At 31.8% G+C, this 2,944-nt stretch carries 2 protein-coding genes; both read left to right on the top strand.

Annotated features, from left to right (window positions below):
* Positions 1-14: 14 nt before the first annotated feature.
* Complete coding sequence (locus ACKTTR_RS11620) at positions 15-1,019, top strand: TauD/TfdA family dioxygenase (RefSeq protein ID WP_408028017.1); 1,005 nt, start codon at positions 15-17, stop codon at positions 1,017-1,019.
* Between the two features lie 22 nt (positions 1,020-1,041).
* Positions 1,042-2,907, top strand: a complete 1,866-nt coding sequence (gene asnB / locus ACKTTR_RS11615) for an asparagine synthase (glutamine-hydrolyzing) (RefSeq protein WP_408028016.1) — start codon at positions 1,042-1,044, stop codon at positions 2,905-2,907.
* Positions 2,908-2,944 lie beyond the last annotated feature (37 nt).

The raw sequence follows: 2,944 nt of genomic DNA, 5'->3' as shown, positions 1-2,944 counted from the left end.
AAGTCAATAATATTATGGAGAAAGTAACCATTATGTCAACAGAAGACCTATCAACTGCATTAGGAGCAGAGGTGAAAATAAGTTCTGAGATAGGAGTTTGTCCTGTTACAATAACCGCAAAGAATAATGAAAATGGTATTGAGTGGGCAAAAAAAACGAAGGAGAGTGTTAATGAACTACTGTTAAAAAACGGGGCAGTATTGTTAAGAGGTTTTACTATAGAAGGAGCAGCAGATTTTAATACAATGTTTAAAGTATTTGCAGGAGACCCTTTAGAGTACAAAAATAGAACATCTCCAAGAGATCAAGTTTATGAAAATGTATATACCTCTACAAGTCATCCTAAAGATCAAGAGATTCATATGCATACAGAGAATTCATATTCAAAAACATTCAATAGGCTAATTGCATTTTTTTGTTTAGTACCACCAGATGTAGAAGGAGAAACCCCTATTGCAGATGAACGTAAATTATTTAATTACCTACAAAAAGAAACTCTAGAGGCCTTTCGAAAAAAAGGTGTAAAATATGTTAGGAATACTATTCCAGGAGTAGGTTTAGATTGGAGAACAATTTATCAAACAGAAGATAAAAATCAAGTTAATAAGTATTTAGATGATAATGGGATAGGATATGAATGGGTAGGAGATGATCATTTAAGAATTCAATGGGTACTTCCTGCTATTCAAAAACACCCGATAACTAATGAAGAAGTTTGGTTTAATCATATGTACTTTGGTCATAAATCTTTATACGATCCAATGGTGTTGGAGTTTTTCGAAGAAAAAGATTTACCATTTGTTACTTATTTTGGAGATGGAAGCGAAATTAGTGATGAGGTAATCCAAGAATTCAAAGATTTTTATAAAGAGCATGCCATAAGTTTTCCTTGGCAAAAGAATGATTTTTTATTGTTAGACAATATGATGTTTGCTCATAGTAGGCGTCCTTATGATGGAAAGCGTACTATTCTTACAGCAATGTCACAACCACATCAATTTAACCTAGACCTAAAATAAAATATAATTTAAAGCACCTTTTATGTGTGGAATTAACGGATTCATAAACTTTACGAGAGCGCTAAATCAGGAAGATAAGTATGTTGCTGAACGGATGAATAAAAAAATATTTCATCGAGGACCCGATGCGCAAAATACATTACTTTATAAAAATGTAGCCTTTGGGTTTAACCGATTAAGTATAATTGGGTTAGACAACGGAATGCAACCTGTATTTAATGAAGATAAATCTTTAATCCTTATTTGTAATGGAGAAATTTTTAATTATGTAGAGTTGCGAGAAGAACTTAGAAGTAAAGGGCATCATTTTAGCACAAATACAGATATAGAGGTAATAGTTCATCTTTATGAAGAGTATGGAATGAAGCTGTTAGATAAACTAAATGGGCAATTTGCCTTTGCTTTATATGATACTAAAAAAGAATCGATGTTTTGTGTAAGAGACCATTTAGGAATCTTACCATTTTTCTACACTTTTGTTGATGATACATTTGTATTTGCATCGGAAGTAAAAGCAATTTTAGAGTATCCAAAGGTAAAAGCTTCAGTTGATCCAGTTGGGTTAGATCAGGTAATGACTTTTGCTGGACTTATAAGTCCAAGAACAATGTTTAAGGGAATTAAAAGCTTAGAGAATGGTCATTATTTAGAAGTTACCAAAGATGGGCAGATTAAAAATATAGAATATTGGGATCTTATTTATCCTGAAGGAGAAGTAAAAATGAATGGGCGTTCAGAAGCTTCATACCTAGAAGAGTTAGAAGAATTGTTTGAAACAGCGGTAGGCTTACGTTTACGGTCAGATGTACCTACGGGGTATTATTTAAGTGGAGGATTGGACTCTTCAATGATAGGAATGAAAATAAATCAATTATTTCCAAATATTCGAAAAGAAGCATTTTCTATTGATTTTCCTGATGCCAAAATTTCAGAATCATTTTACCAAAACATAGTTGCCAATGCAGGAAATTCTAACTTAAATAAAAAAACGTTTTACTTTAATGATATTGCTAGTAGATTGAAAAAATCTGTTTACCATAGCGAATGTCCTGTTAAAGAAACGTATAATACAGCCTCCCTATATTTATCTGGCAAAGTACGTGATGAGAAAATTAAAGTAATTCTTTCAGGAGAAGGAGCAGATGAGTTTTTTGCAGGTTATGTAGGGTTTAGGTTTGATAAAATGCGAGAAATGAGTATGCTGGTAAATGATACTAGTAGAGAAGAAAAAGCAATACGAAAAAAATTATGGGGAGATGAATCATTTTATTATGAGTTGGATTTTATGAAGCATAATGAAGTTAAAAAACAACTTTACTCATCCTCACTAAATATAGCTTATGAAGAAGTAAACTGTTTAAATCATCCTATAATTAACCCAGATCGCATTGCAAATAGAAGCCTTCTAAATAAAAGGGCTTATATAGATTACAAACTACGATTAACGGATCATTTAATATCTGATCATGGAGATAGGATGGCAATGGCAAACTCTATAGAAGTTCGATTTCCTTTTTTAGATAAGAACATCGTTGAGTTTTCAACTAAGGTCCCTGATACTTTAAAATTGAGTGAAGATTTTATTGAGAAATATATTCTCAAAAAAATGGCAGCTAAATTTGTTCCAAAAGCTGTGTGTGAAAGAGAGAAGTTTGGTTTTGTAGCCCCAGGAAGCCCCTATTTGCTACAACACAACAAAGAGTATGTATCAGATATTCTTTCTTATGATAGAATTAAAAGACAAGGGTTTTTTAATCCTGATGAAATTGAACGATTGAAAAAAATATATAGTCAAAAAGGTTTTACTGTTAATGTGCCTTTTGAAATGGACTTACTTCTTATCGTTACCACTTTTGGAATGTTTCTCGATAATTTTATTGAGAATTAGAATTCTTTTCAACCTAAACTATAACAACCTAAACTAT

Origin of the sequence: Tenacibaculum litoreum (assembly GCF_964513915.1) — a bacterium.
Classification (GTDB): Bacteria; Bacteroidota; Bacteroidia; order Flavobacteriales; family Flavobacteriaceae; genus Polaribacter; species Polaribacter litoreum.
The sequence above is the reverse complement of the archived record's forward strand: the minus strand, read 5'-3'. Positions and strand labels throughout refer to the sequence as shown.